The organism is Planctomycetaceae bacterium (assembly GCA_021371795.1).
In the GTDB taxonomy this organism is placed as follows: domain Bacteria; phylum Planctomycetota; class Phycisphaerae; order Sedimentisphaerales; family UBA12454; genus UBA12454.
Window position 1 is genome coordinate 1 of record JAJFVK010000025.1, and the last position, 24,721, is coordinate 24,721.

General features: G+C 41.6%; 15 protein-coding genes. 1 reads left to right on the plus strand and 14 read right to left on the minus strand.

Translation table 11 applies throughout. The features are described from left to right. Positions 1 to 630: 630 nt before the first annotated feature. Entirely contained in the window at positions 631 to 2,664 is a 2,034-nt protein-coding gene (locus LLF92_12100) for a discoidin domain-containing protein (protein ID MCE5341847.1), read from the minus strand. A 737-nt stretch (positions 2,665 to 3,401) separates the two neighbouring features. Then, on the minus strand, positions 3,402 to 4,025 hold the full coding sequence (locus LLF92_12105) for a PEP-CTERM sorting domain-containing protein (protein ID MCE5341848.1): 624 nt from the start codon (positions 4,023 to 4,025) through the stop codon (positions 3,402 to 3,404). A gap of 336 nt (positions 4,026 to 4,361) precedes the next feature. Between LLF92_12105 and LLF92_12110 the strand changes: the two genes are divergently transcribed. Beyond that, complete coding sequence (locus LLF92_12110; GenBank protein ID MCE5341849.1) at positions 4,362 to 5,546, plus strand: DNA-binding transcriptional regulator; 1,185 nt, start codon at positions 4,362 to 4,364, stop codon at positions 5,544 to 5,546. 70 nt (positions 5,547 to 5,616) lie between these two features. Here LLF92_12110 and LLF92_12115 read toward each other — a convergent pair whose 3' ends face one another. The 12 genes from LLF92_12115 to LLF92_12170 all read right to left on the minus strand — a co-directional run bounded on the left by LLF92_12115 (position 5,617) and on the right by LLF92_12170 (position 24,637). Beyond that, a complete protein-coding gene (locus LLF92_12115) occupies positions 5,617 to 7,446 on the minus strand; it encodes a hypothetical protein (GenBank protein ID MCE5341850.1) in 1,830 nt (609 codons plus the stop codon). A 13-nt stretch (positions 7,447 to 7,459) separates the two neighbouring features. Beyond that, the gene (locus tag LLF92_12120; protein MCE5341851.1) at positions 7,460 to 8,638 is read right to left on the minus strand and encodes an AGE family epimerase/isomerase; all 1,179 of its coding nucleotides are present in this window, start codon (positions 8,636 to 8,638) and stop codon (positions 7,460 to 7,462) included. A gap of 21 nt (positions 8,639 to 8,659) precedes the next feature. Continuing rightward, a complete protein-coding gene (locus tag LLF92_12125) occupies positions 8,660 to 10,573 on the minus strand; it encodes an NPCBM/NEW2 domain-containing protein (protein ID MCE5341852.1) in 1,914 nt (637 codons plus the stop codon). Between the two features lie 53 nt (positions 10,574 to 10,626). Continuing rightward, positions 10,627 to 10,851 (minus strand): hypothetical protein, encoded by a 225-nt coding sequence (locus tag LLF92_12130; protein MCE5341853.1) that lies wholly within the window; start codon positions 10,849 to 10,851, stop codon positions 10,627 to 10,629. Between the two features lie 17 nt (positions 10,852 to 10,868). Further along, entirely contained in the window at positions 10,869 to 11,792 is a 924-nt protein-coding gene (locus LLF92_12135; GenBank protein MCE5341854.1) for a DUF4434 domain-containing protein, read from the minus strand. 37 nt (positions 11,793 to 11,829) lie between these two features. Further along, positions 11,830 to 13,557 (minus strand): ADP-ribosylglycohydrolase family protein, encoded by a 1,728-nt coding sequence (locus tag LLF92_12140; protein ID MCE5341855.1) that lies wholly within the window; start codon positions 13,555 to 13,557, stop codon positions 11,830 to 11,832. An 84-nt stretch (positions 13,558 to 13,641) separates the two neighbouring features. Continuing rightward, entirely contained in the window at positions 13,642 to 14,952 is a 1,311-nt protein-coding gene (locus LLF92_12145) for a DUF4434 domain-containing protein (GenBank protein MCE5341856.1), read from the minus strand. A gap of 14 nt (positions 14,953 to 14,966) precedes the next feature. After that, positions 14,967 to 16,418 (minus strand): hypothetical protein, encoded by a 1,452-nt coding sequence (locus LLF92_12150; protein ID MCE5341857.1) that lies wholly within the window; start codon positions 16,416 to 16,418, stop codon positions 14,967 to 14,969. Between the two features lie 26 nt (positions 16,419 to 16,444). Continuing rightward, entirely contained in the window at positions 16,445 to 17,371 is a 927-nt protein-coding gene (locus LLF92_12155) for a DUF4434 domain-containing protein (GenBank protein MCE5341858.1), read from the minus strand. A gap of 68 nt (positions 17,372 to 17,439) precedes the next feature. Next, positions 17,440 to 20,853, minus strand: coding sequence for a DUF4434 domain-containing protein (locus LLF92_12160; protein ID MCE5341859.1), 3,414 nt, complete (start codon positions 20,851 to 20,853; stop codon positions 17,440 to 17,442). A 144-nt stretch (positions 20,854 to 20,997) separates the two neighbouring features. After that, a complete protein-coding gene (locus LLF92_12165) occupies positions 20,998 to 23,607 on the minus strand; it encodes a discoidin domain-containing protein (protein ID MCE5341860.1) in 2,610 nt (869 codons plus the stop codon). A gap of 58 nt (positions 23,608 to 23,665) precedes the next feature. After that, complete coding sequence (locus tag LLF92_12170; GenBank protein ID MCE5341861.1) at positions 23,666 to 24,637, minus strand: prepilin-type N-terminal cleavage/methylation domain-containing protein; 972 nt, start codon at positions 24,635 to 24,637, stop codon at positions 23,666 to 23,668. Positions 24,638 to 24,721: the final 84 nt, after the last annotated feature.

Genomic DNA, 24,721 nt, shown 5'->3' on the forward strand with positions numbered 1-24,721 from the left:
GAATAGCCTTGTTCTGTGACGAGTTTTGCCGCCTGTAACTTGAAATCTTTACTGTAATGTTTGTACTGTGCCATGTTGGACACTCCTTTCTGGGGGTATTATACCCTCCGTCCGAGTGTCCGTCATTCGTTTAGCACCTCACAGGTTTCCACTTGCGCAAAATTTCAAACACACTATATGTTGTGTGCGCAAGTTTTTATGCGGCCAAACGTGCGCAAATTTTTCGCAAAAATGCGCAAGTTGTCCCGCTTTGCGGGATCTTCGCTACGCTTCGACAAGTTTTACAAATAAAAAAAATTATTAAATCACCGTAAAACACACTGAAATGAAATAAATTAATATAAAACAACAGTAAAATCGTAAGAAATAACATAAATGGAAAATCGGTGTTTTGAAAACGTGCGTTTTTTTGGGTCTGTTCATTTAACTGTGTAAACGGTCTTAACGCCTTCAATTTACGCTTGCCATTTCGGACACTCCTGTAAATTCGGGCACTATATAACCTCTCGCCCAGTGTCCGTCGTCTGTCAGCACCTCACATGCGAATACAATAAATTAAAATGCACTAAAAAAGCACAGCGGTTTTTTCTTGCCGCTGTGCCTTGTTTGTGCTCAACATATTAATAAAACTTAATGTGTTGTTTCCCAATAGCTGCTTTGTACATCATTGATGAATTCATTTTTCTCTGTAGAGCCGAGATTATCAAAGTCAAAAGCACTACCTATACCCCCTTCGTTATACCATACAAAAGCTTTTAACCCGGGAATTTGCATACCGCTTGCGCCAGTTGAAAACCAATTAGTCATCCAAGCAGTGCGGGCTGCGGTGGTACTCCATGCACTTTCAATACCGCCTTCCGATATTATAAGCGGTTTATAGCCATAGGTACCGGTATAATTAAAGCTGCCCGTGCCTGCGCCACCTTGCCAGATATTAGTCGGAGAAGGATAGTCACCTCCGGGATAGCAACTTATACCTACCCAATCAACATAACAATCGCCCGGATAATACTTGTCCGGCGTATTCCAGCTATCGGCCGGGTAGCTTACCCCGTTGGGAGACCACTGCCAAATAAGGGAAGTGGCTCCAACCTTTTGAGCAATATTATACATACGCCACCAGGCACGCATGAAATTCAGCGGGTCACCGCCCCAGTTATTATTAGCATCCTCATCATCTGGGAAAGTCCAATTTCCATTGAACTCATTCATTGGACGCAGAAATATCGGATCGGTATTACCCGTACCGTTGCGTTTGCTGCCGGTAATCGCATCGGTAAACCAACCTTGAAGGTGCTGGTCATAACTTTCTGAGCTGCCTGTAGGCGTTATACCCCTGGCAATATCTTGCGCCGTACTGGTTTGCGGCAACCATCCGACTGTAAGATAACGATAGCCGGAATACGCACCACCACCATACTGAGCGGCACCAAGATTACTTGAATTCCAAAGAACACCAAGATTATCCTCGAACTCTGCCCCTGCAACACCAGGATTGAGCTGATGATACCACAGCAGCATAGCGAGAGTTTTTTGGGTCGAATTTTGATGGGCTACAGGATCATCGGCACCGACAGAACTTATCGAATAGGCACCGTTAAAACAGCCGCCTCCCGGAGGCAGACATTTCGCTTCATTTTCAACTTTACCAAAAATCTGAAGCTCATCCAGAAAATTCCAGACGGTATTAGTTAACATCTCATATTTCACATAGCGAGCGGTTACATAGCTGCCGGATGTTGCGAAATAGTATGCGCTATAATCATAAGTATCTGAAGGCGGAGACATCGAGGAGCCGTATTGAGTGTATGAAGTCCCGTTGGTGCTGTAATAAACCTTCACCCATTGCGGGAAATAAATTCCCGATTTTGTCTCGGAACAACTTCTGATGTTAAAGCTATTGACAGAGTAACTCTTGCAAAGATCAACTGTAATTGTAAGAGTTCCCGGATTGTACCAACCTACCCAGTTCGTACCCCAACTGCTTGTGCCGTTTGTGGTATCCGTCAGAAGTGAACCGCTTGAATATGTCAAGCAAGGATAAAGGTCTGGGTAAGAAGCGTTTGGCGAAATATTGTATGTGTAGAATCTACCCCAACTTACTGGCTGATTAGTTGTTGCAGCGTTTTGGAATGTAAATTCGCTTAGCATCAGCCACTTACTTGTACTATAATCCTTGCAATGTATCTTAAATTCGACATAACGATATTTGCCTATGACTCTGAAAGCAGTCGTGTTCACTTGACAGTCGCCACCGGTAAAACCGGTTTGTGAAATCCAGTTTGTCCAGGTCGAATTATCCGTACTTAGACGATATTCTATCTTTTCCGGGTTATACACACCGGCAGTCGGATAACTCAAATACGATACATCTATCTGAAAAAGATTTTGCAATGATCCCAGGTCAAATTTAAGATAGGCATAAGCCGGTTTTTGTGGTGAATACTGATCCGGCGCCCATTGTACCCAGTCAGTATTGGACATATCTGTTGTCGCGATAGTGCCATTAGCCAGATCATCGCCGGTATTATCCGGTCTGCCTGAATAAGCCGGAGTGGTTGAATCGATCGTGTATGTTACGCTTGAGTGACTTATCGTTTCGGCATTAACTGTGCTGCAAATAACCAGCGCAACAATAATTAATAATAAACATTTTCTCATCATTATCCTGTCCTTTCTTTTTTAACAAACTCCTGATTTTAAAACACGTGATGGTTGGTTCTACCGCAATTGCCTTTTTGCGAAATATTTAACAGTCACCTCCTTTCTTCTGCAAAAGTCGAACCATACCTTGAAAATAAAGCGGCTTTTGCCTGATGCCGCCAGTGACAAAGAATCCGTTCGTCCGCCAAAATAAATTTTAAAGTATTCAAGGTGCCAGACAGGATGCGATTTTTACGTTACCTTTAATCGCTCTATAAAAACACAGTTTCCCTACTATTGTAAATTACAATGAGTATTATAATCTTTGAAGTCTAACCGTATCGAAAGATGCCCAACTATGGATTTATAAATTGCGTTCATTTTATCAAGGAGTTAAATGTCCCAGATACGGGATAATACCAATTGATATTATTACTCACGCGTTGTGATATTTGTAAATTCTTTGCAGGCTTCGCTTTACCCGCGGAGAATCGCACGAGTAATTTTTAGAATCCGTATAAGATGTGATTTTTACGTCGGCATTGCAAAAACAAAAACATAAGTTGCTATATAATCGCAAATGCAGACACGCTTCGCCGGGCTATGTAAGCCCGACTGCATATGAAGAACTATATGAAATCAAACATGAGCAGGCGGCATAATTGGCAAACCCAGTGTCCGCCATCGGTTCAGCATTTCACTGAACCAATCAGCGGCTCCAGCTATCGTTAAGCCGGAGCCGCAAAGTGGAATCTAAATTATTTTTTTCTTCTGATCAAACCTAACAAGCCAACAGCTAAAAGCGACATTGTAGCAGGTTCTGGAACTTCGTTAAAAGTGAATTCACCGAGATGCATCCACTGACCTGGAGATATAGGATTAACAAAGACTTTTACAAACCGAGCTGTACTGGCAGAAAACGAGAGTTCCTCTGCAATTGCTGCATAAGGCGTAACTCCCACTTCCCAAGTCTGAGTTGTCAAAGCGAGATTGATAGGAGCAGTGTAATCTACTCCGTTAGCGCTAAATTCTACATCCAGTGAACCTGGTTGAGGAAGACCATAAGTTGGGGCGAAAAAATATCCTATTGTAATAGAACCGAGATCGTAAACTCCACCCAAGTCAAAAAGCAGCTCGGCACCGCCACTAATGCATTCGACCCAGTCTTCACTCTCGTGGTCTACACCATCAATTATTCCATTTAAATACCCGTTTGCAAGATCATCGCCACTATCATCAGGCCTTCCTTCGTAATAACCATAAGCTACTGGATCGGTCCAGGAATACGAGACTTGAGCAGCATCGATGGCTGCCGCATTTACCCTGGCTCCCATGACAAGAGCGATAACAAGAACTGCAACAAAAACACACAACTTCTTCATAAACTACCTCCAATTCAAAAAAATCAATATCTCCAGTTATACTAAACAATAACATCAAACTCGTATGCACTCTACTTGTTGTATTGTAGTGATTCAGTACCCCTCAATACAACACCAATACGATACTATTTACCACCATTTTAGGCAAACTTGTCTTATGCATGACACTGATGGCATTTATAGGTCCTTTTGCAACCCCCAAAAAGTTCGTGAACCTTCCCCCATCTTTATCAAGCACAGTTGTTTTATGGTTCCATTTCACATAAAATGAAAGAGTTCTCTTGCATCAATCTCTGTTTTATGTAAAATTATTTTAAATATAAAAGGTGTTTGATTATGATTGCTAATCCAAAATATCCGACAGTAGCTGTGATGTTTGACATTTCCAGCGCATACGGCAGGGGAATTTTGCGCGGGATAGCAAAATACGCCAGATCATATGGACCTTGGGTATTTATCCGGGTTCTACCCACATACCTGACTTTAAAACAGGGGCATCCAAACCAAAGGCTGCTAATCCATGATATTGATGGTATTATGGGACCTTTCGCAAGCCCCAAAGAAGCTCGTGAACTGATACCACCTGGTATTCCTGCAGTCCTTTCATTTTATAACAAAATGGGCAAATCTCACTATTCGACTATTGTTGGAGATTACAAAAACCTGGGCGTAACAGCAGCAGAATATTTTTTGAGCCGTGGATTTCGCAGATTTGCCTATTGCGGCTTTGAAGATAAATTCTGGTCGCGTCTTACCGGTGATAGTTTCATCTCAGAGATATCAAAAAAAGGTTTTGAGTTTTACAGGTATAAATGTCCGAAGAGCAAAAAAACGTTATGGTCTGATGAGCGTCAGGAAATAGCAAAATGGCTCAGCAACTTGCCAAAACCTATTGCTGTAATGGCCTGTAATGATGACCGTGCTCAGCATATTCTTGAAGCTTGTAAAGTGGCAAGATTACATGTTCCTGAAGAAGTTGCAGTACTTGGATCAGATAATGATGACCTTATTTGCGACTTGTCGACGCCTTCTCTTTCAAGTATACCATATAATTATGAAAAGGCCGGCTTTGAGATAGCAAAGCTTCTTGACGAACTCATGAAAAATAAAAATGGAGGCAAACAAAAGAACCTTATTATAAGTCCCATGGCTGTAGTAACAAGGCAATCAACAGACATTATGGCAATCGAAGATAAAGAGATTGCTATGGCCATGAGATATATACGGCAACACGCTAAAGAAAAAATCCAGATTGATGACGTAGTTGAAACTATATCTATTTCAAGGCGGGAACTTTACAATCGCTTTCAGCGAATACTTAATCGTAGTGTTCATGAAGAAATTATAAGAGTTCGTGTGGCAGAAATAGCAAATATGCTGGTAGAAACAAATTTGACAATTTCGCAAATAGCGGTAGTTCTTGGGGAAAATTCCGATAAACATATAGCAAGGATATTTCGTTCATATATGGGAATGTCTCCAATTGAGTATCGTAAAAAAATGCAAACGCCAACCATTTGAATGTGGGCTTTAATCAAAGACTCATGCAGCTATGCCATGCGTGCATTTCAAATAGCAGCATAGTGTCTCATTATTTTTCCACAGTCAGAATCGGTGAGGCTTTTGTCATTCTGTCGATGTGCCAACCGAATGAATACTTAAACGAAATCGCAAAAACAACAGCAATAACGCCGCAGAGAATGCCGATATTCCATTTGCCCACAAACAAAAATGAAAGACAAATAACCGAAAGTATCAGCCAGGTCGCACCTAAAAATGTAACAAAAAATCCGGCAGGTATTAACATTTTCGGAGTATCTATTTTACTGCCCTGCTCAACTTCAATCGCACGACGAACCGGCCCCCATAAGCCCAGAGGATGAGCCTTACGATAAAAACTTTTCAACAGTTCCATATCCTCCGGCTTTGTAATAAGTGCTACGAACATCCAGGTACAGGTAGTAATGACCATAGAGATAACAGCCTGATACATCTGCATCTGCTGCGCAATTGATTCAGACTGCATTGATTTCTGCTGCCACCAATTAATTTTATGAAGGACAAACTCCAGAGTAAAATATACAACAGGTCCGGCTACATTTGCGGTAACCCAGGATTTGAAATTTATACGCCACCACCACCATTGTGCCCAACCGATAAGAGCTGTTGAGCCAAAAAGACCTACGAGTACAACAGCGATACCTATCAAACTGTTGGAAAAAAATACTACAAGCAATGAAATCGCTATAATCACCAGCATAAAAAATCTGCCAAGCCAGACAGCCTGTGATTCCTTAGGCTTACCCATTAAAGTACCATATACATCATTTACAAAAGTCTGTGAGCCGTAATTTAAGAAGCTTGACACTGATGACATAACAGAGGCAACAATAGCGGCCAAAGCAAGCCCCAAAACGCCTTTCGGCAGAAAATCTGCAAGAAGCATACCATAAGCCTGTTCGCGTAGAGCTGGAGCCGCACGATATAATTCAGGATGATTTATTATAGCACCCAATGCAGGCAATGTGAGCGAAAGTAGAATCATGAAAAGCGTAATCTCCGCCCAGACAGCCATCTTAGCGGCTTCTCTGTTATCACGGCAGGAAATTACACGCTGACCTTCGGTACCAACATTGCCCCCGATACCTAAAGTTGAAAGTAACATCCATGCGCCTACCACCATAGGAGTTAAAATAGCACTGCCCGTTTGAGGCAGCGGATTCATTATATTATCAGCCAATGCGCCATGAACTTTTGTAATTGCTGCGGCTAATCCTGAGGGACCGCCGAAATGAGACAAAATAATAATCAATAACGCAATGTTGGCCAAAAAAATAACAACGCCGAGGAATACGTCAACAACGAGTATTCCGGCAAATCCGGAAATCCAAACATACGCCAATATGATAGGGACTACTATTGAAATCGTAATTAATTTATTTTCAATTCCAAATATAGGTCCAACAATCATGTGAAGACCAAGCAATCCTGCTCCAATCCATGGAATCATGCCTATTAAAAGAGCATACAGAGATGAATAAACTCTAACAAATTTACCGCCGGTACCTTTGAATCTTAATGAAAAAAATTCAGGTCCGGTCGCTATTCCGATTTGTCTCCACTTAACCGCAAATAATGTCGCAATAATCAGCCAGCCAATAGTAAATCTTGACAAGTAGAACCAGCAGACCGATAGCCCCATCGCTGCGCCCATACCAACATAAAGAGGAGCAACATCGGCATTAACTGCTGCCAGCGATAATGAAATACCTGTTACCCACCCTTTCATGCCTCGGCCGGCAAGAAAATAATCTTCTGTGGTCTTGCGATTGCGATGAAGTAATCGGCTGGCAAAAATACCAATCGTAAACGTACACGCCAAATATATGACAACAACAACTAAATCAAAGGTTCGATTCATATTTAATATCCATTTACTTTGCAGCTAATTTTTCAAGTTCCTTTGAGCAAAGGAACAACGCTCGCGGAAGATGGAAACAGCCCTTCCATTTGCCTCCTTTAGACTGAAAGAGAACCTGCCCCTGTCTGCTAAGATAGCCGAACCATTCGCCGAATTCCTTGTCGGCGAAATGTTCCCATGAGTACTCGTGTACTTTTTCAAACCACTGCCAATATTCTTCTTTGCCGGTACTCGAATATGCCATAACAAGTGCAACCAGTGTTTCAAGATGAACCCACCAGAGTTTCTGGTCCCATTCGAGCTGCTGCGGCGGGTGGCCATCAATGTCGAGAAAGTAAAATATCCCGCCATATTTTTCGTCCCAGCCATACTTTAGAATGGTAAGCATTATATCGCAGCATTTGTTTATCAGAGCAGTATCATTTCTGCGTCTGCCTATATCCATCAAAAACCACATCGCTTCTATGCCGTGGCCGGGATTGATTAGTCTGCCTTCAAAACAATCTATTCTCTTGCCATCCGGAGCAACATTTTCCAAAAGCAGGCCAGCCTGTTTGTCATAGAATAGTTCCGTTACTTCCTTAACACACATATCTAATGCTGAATTAAGCTGCTGCGGAGTCAAAAGCCATTCCATCTCCAGCGACAAATTCGCCAATATCATCGGAACCGCCATCGAAATCATCGGCCTTGTGCCGGCAACAGCTTTTGTATATTGGCCTTTTGGATTTGATTTGCGATTAAAGATATGCTGATAAGTATTTAAGGCTATTGTTTTGGATTTTTTATCGCCGGTCGCCAAGGCATATTGGCTGAACGCCATCGCCGCAAAACAATCGCTGAAAATATTATATGGAGCAATGAGTGGCTTTCCTGTTCTATCAAGCGAGAAATACCAGTCGCCATTTTTATCCATTCCGTTTTTTGCGAGGAAATCAACTCCGAGTTTCGCTATGTCGAGCCATTGTTCGCTTTTCTGGAATCGGTTAAACAAAGCGGAAAACATCCAGACCTGTCGGCATTGCAGCCAGATAAATTTATCCGTATCATAAACATTTCCCTCCCTGTCCAGACAGGTAAAGTATCCGCCGTATTCCTTATCAAGCGAATTGTTAGTCCAAAAATCCAAAACATTGTTCAACAGGGCATTTTGATAAAATGCCGCAAGACCTGAAAAATTCTTCCTTGTCATCGTTTACTCCAAAGTATGCAATTAATCTTTAGGTATTATTCTGATAAGTACAACTCCGTGTGCAGGAACCTTTGCGGTAAATTCTTTCTGCATTGTTCCAATATTTTTCTGCCTCCAAAGGTCTCTTACTTTGCACTTTCCAGACAAGCCAATATCAGCCAAACTAAAACTTACATTTTTTTCTGCCGCGGCTAAATTGAACAGACCGACAGCCTTTGAGCCATCCTGCATATCCTTTACCCAAACCTGCTCATCGCCCTGCCACAATTGTCGTGCCTGTCTGCCAAGTAAATCCTGACTAACAGCAATAACCTCATCATTACTAAGAAGGCTAAATGTAAAATCATCAAGACTGTTCATATCGCCGCCAATTAAAAGAGGTGATGCTAAAAGACACCACAAACTGACATGGGTATATTGTTCATCCGGAGTAAGACGCGTCTGACGAAGACTTGGTCCCCAACCGACTTTCCCGACAACCATCATATCAGGGTCGTTCCAATGGCCTGGACCTGCATATTGCCAGAGATTGCCCTGCGAAAAACCAATATTAAGAATGCTTTGCCAGGTATCAAATATATCTCCTGTTGTACGCCAGCAATTTCCGCCGGCCTTTTCGCCCCAAAGCCACGGCTTGCCGTTGCCCCATTCACAAATACTGAATACAATATCTCGTTTTGCTTTAGGTATGATTTGGCCTAAATTAGAATAGGTCTGCTGTTGATCTTTGCCTTCACAATAACACCAGTCAATTTTTACATAGTCAAAACCCCATTCCGCATAAGTATCGATGTCAATCTGTTCATACCCCTGGCTGCCTTCATAACCTGCACATGTTTTGGGGCCGCAATCAGTATATAAACCTATTTTCAAACCGAGACTATGGACATAATCTGCAAGAGCCTTCATATCGGGAAATTTTTCGTTTGAGGTAATTTTGCCTGTATTGGGGTCTCGCTTGCCATGCCAACAATCATCAATATTTATATATTGCCAGCCATGATCCGCCAATCCGCTTTTTACCATTGCATCAGCAGCAACTTTTATTTTCTCCGCATCAACACTGCAACCCCAGCAATTCCAGCTATCCCAGCCCATAGGCGGAGTGAGACAAATCGTTTCTCCGACTGCAATAGTAAAATCTTTATTCGCTTTACCTAAACCATTTTCCGCTGTAAAGGTCATCGTATAATTGCCGGCCTTATTTATTTTGCCGGTAATAATGCCTGTTTGATTATCTAAATTCAATCCCTCTGGAAGCCCAACTACCGAAAATTTCATCGGCCTTTTGCCAGTGGCCGCTATTCTGTAAAGAACAGGATTGTTGGGACGAACGCCAAAAATGTCAGCGCCATTTATTCGCGGAGCATCAGGCTGTTTAGGCGTTAAAATATACGGCTTATATGTTTTTATCGCAATAGCCTTTGGAGCTTCGCCGCAAACCTCGAACTTCGCATCTGCCCAATCCGCAAAGGCTGAATGAGGGAATGATGTTTCAACAATAAGCTCAATCTCCTCGACACCGGTAAGGTCAATATCAACATTGACAGATTGTCCTAATTTTATTGTATTGCTATCCCACAAAACTCGTCCTTTGTCTGCAACTATACTGAATTTAAGATTTGTCGGCTCCGTGTATTCCTTCGGAATTGAATCATCGACACCAACACAAGCAGTGAATCGTTTGGAGCCTTTGGCCAGTTTTATTCTAAATTGGCTCGGAGCCGAAACCCCAATACCTTTTTCAAATTGTTTGCCTGCAATAGTCAGTGGTTTGTCACTTGCAGATTGGTTTGTTTTTGCAGAGTGGTAATCGCTTTTGCATTTGCCTATATCAAGTTTATCGAGCCCAATAACACGAGTATCCTGTTTTGCAAAAACCATATTACCCAAACTAAAAAACAGACAAATAACTATACATTTCATAACTTTCATTTTACTCTCCAAATTATATTTACCAACAAAATCCAATAGACATCCATGCCTACTCAATAGTTATTTATTTCAATCACATCCCAATATGCCGACTCACAAGCCAAGCCATTAGCTTTATTAAGCAATTCTATCTTTATAATTTTACCAGCATAATTTGACAAGTCTATATTCTCTTCAAGAAAACGATTAACTGTCGTTTCTGCACCAACTACTTTATCAGCGGCAAACACACGACAAGCAAAAACTAAAACCAGCAATAAATTTAATCGCAGTTTCATTTAGTCCCTTTCATATCCTATATGCCGCTTATATCTATTCCAAAATGTTCACAATATCTCTTGTAAAGATTGCGAGCTGACGGCCAGGTTGAATATGGACTCATAAAATGCGAAAATTCAAATGTAATACACTTATCAACGCCGGCCTGGGCGGCAAAATCCATCTTCCAAAGCATCTTGCGAAAATCAATCGGAGGAAATTTGAACGGCATATCTCTATCAAAAGATTCAACATTTGACCAGGCAGTCATCTGATATTTGTTTATCAGTTCTTTGTTTACACAGATATAATCTTTCAATTCCTCATATTCGACGTGTCCATCCTGAAAAGCTACAATATCAACGCTCTTGTGGAGAACCGAAAGAATCTCGTCCCATTCTTTGCGATGCTGCTCAATGCTTACCGCATCATCTCCGACAGCTTTCTTTCCCCACATATAAGGCGACATTATAACAGGCAGGCCGTTGCTGACTGCCTTGCATCGGTCGGCAACTTTTTTCAGCGACTCCGGCACATCGCCATATCGCCTGCCAAACTCGTGTGCCATATACCAGCCGGCGAACGCGCTGCATTTGCCGTACTTCTGCCAAATTTCATCGACCAGCTTAAGATTTATATCAACCTCATCCTGCAATCGCCCATCTCGCCAAAAAACATTGGAATCATAAGTACCAAAGAAAAGTTTCATCTTATGCTTTTCAGCAAGTTCAAGAAACATTTGTGCAAGGTCGCAATATACCGGAAGTATTTTAATTCCCTTTTTCAAAACGCGCGAATCGAAAATGGCATTACGCCCCCAGCCGCTGCGTATGATAATTACAGTATCGATACCCATCCGCTTCATAGCTTCAAAATCTTTTCCCCATTCTTCCGGCCCCCAGTTATTCGATGGGATGTCACAGGTAATCTCGTCTAAAAAAGTGCCTGTTATTTTCATCATACCTCTCTGCTTAAACAACGGATTATACCACTCACTATTATTCAGAAATAATTTTAATCTTGTCCATCAACCAACAGGCCGACTCATACCCCAGACCGTTTGCCTGATTGAACAACTCCAATTTCACAGTTTTACCGGAAAATTCAGACAAATCAATGTCGTTCTCAAATAAGCAGTTTTTTGCAGTATCCCTGCCCACCACCTGACTGAATAGCTCCCTGCCATCAGCTTTCACTACCAGTAAAAAATCCCCCTGAAAAGAACAGCAAACTGCAATATGGATTTTCGTTTTTTTGCCTGACGTTATCGCAATGTCCCTGCTCAAAGAACAAGCTCCCATATCCGGCGGAGTGGTTACCAACACATTTTTGTTTTGATCGTAAAAGCTGAAAAAGCCGCTGGAGTCCTCTCTGCAATTTTCGACCTTCCAGCCCGGTGCAAACTTCTCCACATCTGCGATTGTTCCAATTTTTGGGCCAAGCTGCGGCTCAATTTCCGTTATCCGTTTCATTTCTTCGGCAGTGAACCGGCTGTTTTCTACCGGTTCCGGATTTGAGGAACGCATAAACTTTGAAGGGTTAACCGGCTTGTGCGGAATCAAGAAAATTTCTTTGCTATCGGCAGTTTTTTCTATCTTCCCGCCGGCCCTCAAACACACCTCCCCGGCCAATTTGTTGGATACATCTATCAATTTCGGAAAGCTATAGTTGGTATAGGAAAATTTTATGTTTTTGTCGATGCCTCTTTTGAATTCTTCCGGCAATTTATTGTACCCAATCGTAACAAACAACACCCCGCAAGCACTGGATGGATTGCAGTCGGAATCCTGGCCACACTGAATAGCAATAGACATCGTTTGATACGGGTCTGATTGGCCGTATAACAGTCCTATGCAGACAAATGCCCCATTCAGTACAGCAGTAATATTCAAATCAGATTTTTTAAAACCTGCCCCCGTGTGATACTTGTCGTTCACCAATTGCCACGTTTTTTTCCAGTCGTCTGGATTGTCCTTATACCATCTCAATACATCATTAACACACTCAGCATACCTGCTCTTCGAAGGTATACTCTTGACCGCCTCTGTTATAATCTTTTTTATGTCAGTCTCAAAATAAGCTTCGCTGTACATCGCCCCAACAAACTGCCCACCGTACATTCCATCGCCATAATTGATTAATCTGCCAAATTTCTCGCCCATCTCCACCGCAAACTGCGGTAAACCTGGGGCAATAATACCTGAAAAGTCCGCTTCTATCTGGTAATCTATAAAGTCTGCATACGGATTAAATTTCGGGTGGGAACTGTCAGGCGGAGCTATGCCATTTCTCATATTGCTACGGCCAATATTATTTGCTCCCCAAAGCGTGTATCTGCTGTTGGCAAAATCTATCCCTGCCTGTCGTTGTGATACATCAAGACCATAAACCTCCAGCGTCCGCAAAAATGTCATCTCGACATATAAATCATCTTCACCAAAACTTTCATTGATGGTATCGGCTGTCCATTTTGGAATCCTCTCCAGCGGGAACATAATCCCCAGCGCCTTAGCTTCCGTCGGAGCGCCTACAGAAACCCCCACCATTTGGCCAACCCAACCGGCTTTCATCTTGTCAACAAATACATCAGAAGCTATGACCTGCCAATCACTGTTTTCAACCTCTTTTGTCTGTGTCGAACCCAGCGAAAAAGCAGCAGTGCCGGCCACAACAACAATAGCGATAAGCCATAGACGGAATAACAACCTTGTCTTTCTCTTGTCCATAACTTTTCCCTTTCAATTTTTAATCGTTATTTTTCCATTCGTTGTAGAAAGGAAGCCTGAAACTTTTTACCTGAACAAAATCTCCTAAGCCCGCAAAAGACTGCTTGTCTCGATAAATTTTTTATAATCATTAAAGAGATCCACCGCCGGCTGGCCGCCAAGTTTGATTTGAGCCCACGGATGAGTCATAAGCCCCGGATATTGATAACATAATATTTTTTCAAAATTGTCGAACCGGCTAAAATCGCTGACAACCCCCGCAATAGGACGAGGATAAAGCGCCTGGTCTTCGGCAAAAAGAAAGACCTCCATATCCAGCCACAATTGCGAATTAGAATCATTACAAAGTCTTCTAAGTAAAGCCGCTGCCTGCTCTCCTGTCATATCATCTTTTGGCATTCTATGGAATCCAAAAGGACAAACAATATCAAGGTTTTCAAGCAGCTGCGGCCAATATTTTAAACCTTCTACAATATTATAACAATTTGGCGCAAGCATAATCGGTTTGTCAGGGCATAATTTGTTCACATATTTTTTGAACTCTTTGAAGAAAAGCACAATCTCTTTTCGGCGACTTTCATTATCTCCGAGATTTCCAAAAACTTCCTCGGAAATATACCAGCCATAGAAAGATTTATGATGACCATAAAGTTCCCATAATTCTTTTGCTGTATTTTTGTGCCATTCGAGAGAACCCTTTGTGAAATCAAACCAGGCATACATTCCAACGCCGAGAAATACGCAAGAACCTGTTTTGTCGGCTTCGTCAAGTATCGCCTCAATAGGGTTGGCCGCGGTTATCTGCACTCTTTCGGGATACAATTTTGACGGATAATAGGCCTTGCCTTTATATCCCTGTTTTTCTATTTTATGTTTACCAACATATTCCTGATTCCTAAATACTTCCTGAACGACGATAATCTTCATACCAATTTCGTCCATACCGCGTACAATTTCACGCCAATGGTCGTCATTCAGCATTTTTATCTCATCCTTCCAATACTTCCCCTCCTTGTCGCTCCAATGAGTTATGCCTGCCCATGCCCCGTCAATTTGCCTGAGCGAAATAGTTTCTGAAGAAACAATTTCAATATCGGATTCGGCTGTAATTATCTCATCTTCAATATCTGCCTGTGCGATTATCCTGTGTCTACCGATATAACCTAATGCCGGCCACATAAATCGCACCAGGAAGTATTCTCCCGCTTTAACGGTCTCGGTTTTATTATAGAGCAGATTTTTCTGTTCCGGCTTATCAAGATAAATTGCTATATCAATCTTTTTTGCCTGATGGCAGTCATTCAGAATTGCAGCTCTTATATCGAGTTTAATTCTATCAGAACACGGACTGGGCGGAACAATCGTCATATTAAAATTATTTTTTAAGATAGACATAGACCTTCATGCCTTCACTGAAGCAGTAATTTCTTAACTGTATTGGCAGGAACAATATTAATTTCGCCTTTCGGCGCCAAACGACAATTGGGGTCATCTTTAATGCCCTCTATGTGTACTGTTACCTCTTTTACGCCTGAGAGGTTGCCATCAAGCACTATCTTAAGCAAATTGCCGTCAACTTCGGCGGATTTGACAGCAAAAATTTTACCATCATCTACCGTAATCATCTTTCTGCCGGCAACTATTTTACTGCAATCTTTTGATATTCGCTTGTCAAAACACAATTCTACAGCGTCTTTCGATATCAAGCTAATTTTACAAAGTTGTGGAGGTCTTTCGTAAACTGCCCACCTAAGGGAGAATTCATAATAAGTCGTACTATTAAGCTTTAATTGGTCACAGGTATCATAAAAAAGTTTCTGCCAATCCAATGACCTTCGAGCAACTAACTGCGAACCAAAATCCGCCTGAAAACCTATCGGCATATTCGGAGAAGCATTTTTAATTTCATCAAAAAAAGGTTTATAAATCAATGGATAATCACTTTTTAAATCAGGATTTAACCAATCCGGGGCATGAGTCTGAATGAAGTGCATATCCGGTTTTACTTGCTTAATCATTGACGAAATTTCGTTACCTTCCAATTCGCGAAGTTTTTCGACACCGTTAGGTATGCTGATCCCCAGCGTCCAGCTTGCAACAAATACTCCCGGACATTTTTCTCTTACTCCGTCTTTCCCATTGACTACCTCATCATAAAAATCATTAACTGTCTTTATGCGAAACACTACAAGATCATTATAAACTTTGGGAATTTTTTTATAATAATTTGGTTGATTGTGGTCAACAAATTCAGGAAAAACTGTATTATTCGTGGCCTTTTTAAATTCAGCCTGAAATGCCGGAGAAATATCCCCATAAAGCACCTTGCTTCGTTCAAGACCATCAGCAACAGGGTACATAGCCTCGGCAAAAGTAAACCCATCAAACCCATTTTTGTTTATCAGTTTAACTATGCGATGTTTCATCCAAACGGCATAATCCTTATGCACAAAAGACATGAATTTGTATTCATCCATCTCATGGCTCGTGTACTCCATCCGATATTTTTCCCAGCCATTCGGACGTTCTTCTTCAGGCAAATAAGCTCCTGAAGCGATAACCAGTACTGCTACAGGAATATCTCTTTTCTGCAACTCAGCTATAATATCCTTTCTCGCAATGCTGTCAGCTGTCACAAAATAATAAACGCCATCATAACCATTCGCCACAATTTCTTCCGCAACACTTCGTGCGCTGCGGTCTTTATACATATCAAAACTAAAATCAACGGTGACCGTCCTTCCGCAAAGCAGCTTTTTTGCTCTCGGCGTAAGTTCGGTTCCATAAGCCGGTACGAGAAATGTCGTCAGTAAAAACAAATTTACAAATATCGCGCGCTTCGTACAACTTTTATTTTGCATAGCAAACTCCTTTTCTCACAATTTTCCTATTCTCTAACCAACTTTTTAATGCCTAAATAATCACAATATCTGTCATACAGATTGCCCGCGCTCGGCCAGCACGAATACGGACTCATAAAACTCGAAGACGTAAAGGTAATCACCTTTTCGACTTTGGCTTTGCTGGCCGCGTCCAATTTCCACCTAAGTTTTCGCCAGTCAATAGGAGGAAATTTAAAAGGTACTTCCCTGTCAAACGTCTCAAGATTACTCCACACTCGCATACCATATTTCGTAAGCAGTTTTTTGTTGGTCAGGATATAGTCCGGAAGTTCATGATAATCAACATTACCATCCTGAAAAGCAACGATATTTATAGAATCCTTAAGAACAGAAAGCATATAGTCCCAGTCCTTTTCGTGCTGCTGAAGAGTAATCGGGGTTTCGAATTGCTTTTTTCCTGCGATGTAAGGCGAGATAACCGTCGGCAGTTTATCGCCGGTTATTCCCCTGCAATGCTCTGCGATTTCTTTAATACATCGTACGCCGTCTTCATCCTTAACAGAAAGCTCCTGCGTGATATACCAGCCCTTGAATGCCTTAAATTTACCGTATCGTTTCCAGGCTTCATCAATATACTCTTTATTAATATCGATAATTTTCTGATGTCCATTGTTTCGCAACTTGCCGTAATCATCATAAGTGCCAAAATACAACGCAATGCCGTTTTCTTCAGACAGTTTCAGGAATAATTCACACAAATCGTCATAAACCGGCATCATTGAGCCAATATATTTTTCAAGGACCTTTGACGGAAAAATACACTTGTTCTCAAAACCGGAGCGAATAATAATAACGGTATCAATACCGATATACTTCATCGCCCGAAAATCCTTAGCCCATTCTTCCGGCCCCCAGTTATTCGACATAATATCAACAGTAATCTCGTCAAGAAATGTTCCCGTTATACGCATAAATACCCTTTATAATTTGACAATAGATTCTATTTTAATTTTCTATTCATATCAATTTTAAACTATAACTATTCCACTCTTAGTTCGACTACGGTTCCGGATGGAATCGTGTTAATGCTACCTATGGCAATATTAGAGTTCGTCCACCTTGCAGATTGGTCACTGCTTATCCCGCCAATATCAACCAAAAGCGTATCACCAGGCTGAATCGGTTGATTGAGCAACAGTTTGAGCAGATTGCCGTCAACACATGCATACGAAACGCCGCACGTAATATTTGGATATTTAACAATATTTCTCTGTATCATTACGTCCGCGCTGTTACTATCTATTCTCTGGTCAAACTCAAGATTTAGCGTTTTGGAATCAGTTAGATTATGTTGAACTCCGTTGACTTCAATAATTTCAGGAAGATAAACATTCGCCGTTTCATATCTAAGCACATTTAAATTAATAGTATTAACTTCAGCGTTTGGTGTGAGGTGAAGGATTATATCCACATACGCAGGCTTGCCCTGAGCACTAGGTGCCCACTCAACCCAGTCCGTATCAGCCATATTTGCTCCCACAAGGATACCATTCGCAAGATCATTGCCATTGTCGGGCCTGCCGACATAAGGCGGAGTCAGTGGAGAAATAGTATAGGTAAAACCGCCAGTTCGGCCGTTGACCATGATCTCAGAAATGAAAAACCAATTTGTGGTAACAGCTCCCTTGGCATATACCCTCAAACGCAAATTCCCACTGCTGTCAGCACATTCGTTTATCTCGGTGCCCCGAAGACCGGCAGACTGATTAGCTATATTGCTCGAACATATAAACTGCGAAATTCGTTTCAATTGTGGAACAGCTTCATAAATATCGGCTCGAATATCAAAGCAGTAATAAGTTGAGTTTGAAACATTGCCGGCCTCACAGGCAGTCAGAAAATCACTATAATACTGATTTCTGCGACGCATAGAATCAGAACTGCCTATATCATCCTGAACTCCTATCGCAACATCCGGCATAGCACGCCAACTCTCTTTAAAATTGTCTATATACTGATAAACATGCTCCGGGCTAAGGTCAGGATCGCACCAGTCCGGCCAGTGAGTTTGAAAATAATGTATATCAGGCTTGGATTTCTTTACTATGCTGTAGGCGTCGTTTCCTTCCCATTCAGGCAAAAGCTGCACGCCGCCATTCGCCAATTTTGAACAGGCCAGAGACCATGTAACCACCAATGTATCAGGAGCTGCCTGACGTAATCCACTAACGCCATTGATTATTTCGTCAAAGTAATTTGTAATCGAATCAATCCTGTGCTGTACGAGTTTTTGATAAAGAGCTGTATTGGTCTTGAAATAATTTGGGCTTACAAAATTCGTAAAGTCCGGGAAATTATTTTCGCCGGTATCGGCTTTAAATATATCCTGATAAGCCTGCGATACATCGGCATACACAACCGGAGTTTTAGTAACGCCGTTATAAACAGGGTACATCGGTTCGGCAAATGTGATCGCGTCAAAACCATAAGTATTACAAAGTCCGACCGCACGCTGCTTCATCCACTGACGATACCCATCGTGTATAAAAGAAATTTGCGAACCACCATTTGACACATTCAGAAATTCCATCAACCATGCTTCCCAGTCCGATGGCAAAGTGCCATAGATACTACTGGCGAAAAGCATCAGCCCTGCCCCGATACCTCTTTCGTGCAACGCATCTACCATTCCAGCCTTAAACGTATCATTGTAAGCCGGTATAATAAACACAGACTCTACCCCATTAACAGAAAGTTCAGAAGCTATGCTTTCAGCACTTCTGCCCTGCATATAAATCGAATCCTGTGTAATTTGAACGCCTCTCAACTTATAAAATTGATTCCTGTATGTCTCTTTTGGGATTCTCTGCCAGCCTAAATTTTCTGCTAATGCGGCAAAAGCCTTAAAGTCAAACCGTATTCCATCAGAATTGCTTTCCAGCCAATTGTGTGCCAGAATCGCAATGTCTTGCATATCGACTTTAGAATCTAAATTATAGTCTCCTGTCGGAGCGCCTCTAAAAACACTTAGCTCCGAACACATCAGCCAATTTGATGACTGAAATTTGAATTTTATATACCTGGCCGAGATATGATTCTGCAGAAAATCAAAATACACATTAAGGGAATCGCCGGAAGCGGGAAACGTTGAGAGTTGAGTAACATAGTCAAAAGTCAGGTTATCTTTGGAAGCATATACCTGCACAAAAACAGGCAGAACAGCGCCCCAGCTTGTCCGCTTCATTATCGTTGCCGCAAAACCATACCTTGCGGAGATATTTTCCCGCAAATCTATTGTAATTGAAACATCCTGGGAGGTGCTGTGATAAAATCCAACCTGCGTATCCATTTCAAAGTCAATCTGCGAATCCGTCAGTTCGTGCTTTATGTCTGGATAGCTCGTAGATGGCGATTCACTTAAAGTATAGGTCTTATTAAGTGATACCAGATCAAGTCCTTTGTTGTACGCCAGCATTTTCACATAAAAGTTTTGCCGGTCCGTGGTCCTGCTCTCACCCCTCATTCTCTGTGTCGGCGTAATATAAAACCACTCCCACGTTACAATTTTATCAACATATTCTTTATTAATATCAATCTGAATCTTTGCATCGCTAAAAGTTTTGGCCGACCAATCCGATTGATTAAAAGTCTCAAGGTCGTTCCAGAACTGAACTCCATTATTATGGCAGGCCACCGCGAGATTCCTGAAATACGGAATGATTTGTTCAGGCTGCCTGTTGGTATCGGCACCCATCCCGTCCTGAAACATTAGTATATCAAAATCAACCTGGCTAAGAGTATAATTCCACCATGTATAACAAGCCTCTGCTCCTGCATTTATATTATAAACATATGGAGCAGTCGCCACAGGCTTGCCAGGTGTAATGGATTTTAAATGATTAATAACCGGATTAAGCAAAGTATTTATTAATTGCGTACGATTTCCGCCCGTTCCCCATGCTGAAAATTGAATTTCCTCTGTCATGTACCAGCCGGAAAAAGACGTATGTGGGCTTACCAATGGCAATAGCTCGTCAGCACAGGCGATATCATTCGCGGCAAGAGAGGCTAATATCGTACCATTGCCAATGCTTAACCACCATCTTTCATCGCCAACAAGCCCAACAAAACAATTCACATTATAAATATCACAGGCGTTTAGAATCATTATCAGTCCATTATCTGTAACGCTGGTCACAAATGACAAAGAACTTGGATAATGAGCTTCACCATCTGCTATTGAGGGCGTAACAATAACAGTATCCAGCCCGGCCCTGCTCATCTGCTCAATTTCCTCGTTCCAGTCCGCCTGACTGTAACCGGCCATATATGGGCTTATTTGGATAAACGCTCCGCTAAGTGGTTTGGCTATCGCTATCTCGGTTAGTAGCAAAAAACCGAAAACCATCAACCGAAAAAGATTTTTATATTTTCTAAATATTACCGTTTTCATTTGTTCCAAATTGTAACAAAAATCCGAGCTTATACCAATTGCGATTTACACCCAAATAAAGTCCGCAGACTCGAAAAAATTGCCCGCCCCAGAAAAAAGGCGGGCAATTATGATCATCTATAAACTGTAAATACAACCAACTGTTTAATACATCCATTCCAGAGCAAATTTCGCAAAATCTTCGAAGTTAACTATTTGATCATTGCCAACAATATCAGCCGAAAGGCCTTCACCTATTTGCAGCCACTGGGCAGACATCATTCTGACATCTCGCATATCCACGACACCATCATCATTAATGTCACCAGTAAATACGTTGAATTTAAATTCTGCAAGATAGAGCCAATTAGCAGGATCATCATTCATACAATGCACTTTCAGCTTAACATATCGAGCATTCGTCTGTGGTAAATCAAATGTAGTAGTAAATACCGTCTGTTTGACTGAATTGTCGTCAAATACAGCGCCAGTATTCTGGAATGATGTAAAGTTCGTTCCCTCTGCATTTGTGTTGAAAGCAACGTCTAAACCACCAGGAACGCGTACGCCGCTTGGAGGCGTTGAAGGCCATGCACAATATGTAATAGCAACATTTTTAACCTTTATACTGGATTTCAAATCAAAGGTTATTATAGCATACGCTGGTTTAGGAGTACCCTGATTCGGAGCCCATTCAACCCAATCGGAATCAGCATAAGCGCCTACGATGATTGGAGTATATGCATTGGTTAAATCACCAAATTTAAGACATTGAAGGAAAAAGTCTGTTGCAACGTCACCCTGTGCACCTGTACTACCACCATATACAGGAGTAGTGGAATCAATAACGTAGGTCATCTGCGGTCTGTTTGTTATAATAATTTCACCAATTGCAAGAGTTCCAACGCCATCCCCGACAATTTCAACCTTTACATACTGACCTGTTTGCTTAGCGAAAGTCATTTTATCTGTTCTGCCTCTACCAGCAGTTCCTGTTGCATACCAACCATCCGCATCAGTCACAAGTATCGGGGTACCATAAGTTTCTCCATCATCACTGAAGCTCAGTTTAACTAATTGAGGTGTGCTAATAACAGTTGTTACTCCACTTATAGTCGCATTACCTGTGATATAATTCATTGAAATATTTGAAAATTCTTTAACTTTGCCATAGTTGACATACAGAATCGCACTGCCATAATGCTGCAAAGAAGCATTGTCAAAAAATACCCAATCAGTAGTTGTATTGGCATAACTAATTGCACCATTCATAAGATTTGTTTGATTCAAATCCTTATGATTGCCAAGTGGTTTAGTAGTCGGATCAATAGTGTAGCGTGGGAAACGTGATTCAGGTGGACGATTAAATTCTACCTCAGACAACAAGAACCATTTAGCTGGGTCACTATTAAGGCAATTTATACGCATTTTGACATACCGTACGGATGTAACGTTGACTTCAAGATGAGTCTTTGCAATGAAGCCTGTTCCTGAGAATGCCTCATAATTTGTCGGAGTCGAAAAACTGATGCCATCGGTGCTGTATGAAATGTCAAAACTGCCTGGATATAGGGAAACTTCAAAACCAGTATGCAGAATATCAATTGTATCAACATCTTTAAGACATTTAAAATCGAAAGTTATGTCAGCATAAGCAGGTCCGCTCGTTTCACTTGGAGCCCATTCCACCCAATCCTCAGCAAAGCCATCTTCGCCAACGTAAAAACTTCCTTCGAGATATCCATTACACAAATCATTACCTGTATTATCACTGCCTGCCCAACTCGCAGTTGGCGTTTCTGCGGATATTACATAAGATGCACCATATTTGCCAAGTATCGGAATAGAAAAATTGCTCGGAAGAATATCAATAAAATTCGGGTCAGTACTTGATGCGGTAACTGCAACCGTCTCAACACTGAATGCTGAAGAATTGATATCTACAACAACTTCCCGCCTTATATTCCAATTTGAATTTGTGAAAACAATATTAACAGGATTTCCGAATCCAGCACCAAAATTTAGTGTAACATTAGGGACAATGGTAAAATTTACATCCGCAGAAGGCTGCCGAGTCATAACCATCGACAATTTTACAGTACCACCTGCACATCCATAAGGCCCGTTAACATCAACATCAACAATATCATTAATCGTAAGTACACGATCGAACCCTATATCATCGATCCAAAGCTGGGCAGCTTGCGGAATGTTTGCGTCTATAGTATAGTATAATAAAACTCTGCGCATAGAAGTTATGTCCCCATCACCATTGAAAGGAGCAATAATTTTATGCCACTGGCCATCGTTGGGGACAGAAACCCAGGTGTCCTTCGCGATATCGTAGCCTTGATCCCAAGTATCTCGCACAGCTAAACAACAAGTTTTTATTGCAGAAGACGTTGGCAATTTAATCATTGCCGTTGCAACATTGTATGCACTAACATCAACTGGATTTGCCTGGTCATCGTATCTTATTTGCACACCCCACTGTGCGCTGCACGGATCGCCTTCATAACCATTCCTCAAGGGTGTCTCAAGTCTCATAGACTGATTGTCTGCGTATTTTTCTGTATCATCGGCGTAAACGGACAAATAAGGATTGCCCGGCTCTCCGTGTATCCAAATCCACGTTATATCGCCCGGGTTGCCAGTACCCTCGTCTCCCGGAACATAAGATTCAAAATCTTCATAAAGAAGGGGCTCCACCGCTGTTGCCCAGCCAGCTAAAACCAAGCTCAACAACATCACAAATACTATTTTGCAATCTTTCATTACGACCTCCTATTAAAAATGATTTATTTAAAATTTTAATTTATCTTAATAGTTTATATTACTGTCCATCATTTTGAAAATATTGATGATATTTATATCTTACTTTTCCTCTCTTATTTTGGCCAATGCGAGTCTTATCATCAAATCCTGGTGGTTCTTTTGATGCATGGCCATCAAACCATGCTATATTGCTGTAGCCCATACCTGTTTTGGGGTTAACCGTGCCATGCCAGCGAGCCTGAACTAATTCATAAGATGGATTACTTGTCGCTGCGGCAATATCATTAACAAACGTATAGCTTCCCTCATGACCACCAGGGCCACTTCTGACAGAAAGTTGATAGGGGCTATACATATAATAGCCATCATACGGCATCATCATTGTGTAACTGTAATCCTGGAAATATAACTTTCTTGAAGGGTTGGGTATTTCTAATACCTTGGATTTACCATGCTCCAAGGCATACATATTATTCGGACCCCACGAATCGTATGCAGAACCTTTCGGAACACCTTTCGAACCAAGCCACTGGTACTCATCCCATTGAACCGCCAAACAATTTACTCCATACGAAGCGGCGCCGATCCTGCTTACACCAGGCTGTCTAAAATAACTTGAAGCCAAGGCAAACAATTTTTCGCCAAACTTTGCGGCCGTAGGACAGCTATAGAGATTACTTTTCTTGCTTTGATTTGTACCTGTATATTTCTCAAGCGAAGCGCCTCTTGCTATCGCCTCAGCACACAAACCAGCCTCGAGAGATTTATCATCTGGATAAGGTTTTGCAGGAACATACCAAAAACTCGGAACTACATAACCATCATGGTCCTCCGACCAAAGCGATGCTGCAAGCGTGATTTGTTTTAAGTTCGTTTTGCAGACCGTACTTCGGGCCCCTTCTCTGGCTTTATTGAGAGCCGGCATCATAACCGCCAGGAGAATGGCTATAATGGAGATGACCACTAAGAGCTCAACCAGCGTAAAGCCTGACACCAACTTCACATTTTTAACACTTCTTTTTTCCATCATTTTACCATCCCTTTCCTTAGTACCTTTTTAGCTTGTGAAAGCCCTATTTTCCGGCATTCCCGCAAACACAATATAACTCGAATC